We start from the raw sequence: 245 nt of genomic DNA, 5'->3' as shown, positions 1-245 counted from the left end.
GGGGTTCAACGCTGCTAACGGTGAATGGGTGAACATGGTTGAAGCTGGTATTATTGACCCAGTTAAAGTAACACGTTCAGCGCTTCAAAATGCTGCTTCAGTAGCAAGCCTTATCCTTACAACAGAAGCCGTTGTGGCTAACCATCCAGAACCTGCTGCAAGCACACCAGCAGCTCCTGGCATGGATCCATCAATGATGGGTGGATTCTAATCCAAAATACGAATAGATTAATTAGAAAGAACAC

1 protein-coding gene is annotated in these 245 nt (G+C 45.3%); it reads left to right on the top strand.

Annotation, left to right across the window (positions count from 1 at the left end):
• Positions 1-211: TCP-1/cpn60 chaperonin family protein (locus HMPREF2937_RS13155; RefSeq protein ID WP_083326959.1), on the top strand; the 211-nt coding region annotated here is incomplete at its 5' end.
• Between the last annotated feature and the right edge of the window lie 34 nt (positions 212-245).

Source organism: Staphylococcus sp. HMSC061G12 (assembly GCF_001838465.1).
In the GTDB taxonomy this organism is placed as follows: Bacteria; Bacillota; Bacilli; order Staphylococcales; family Staphylococcaceae; genus Staphylococcus; species Staphylococcus simulans.
This window is presented reverse-complemented; position numbering and strand designations above follow the sequence as displayed.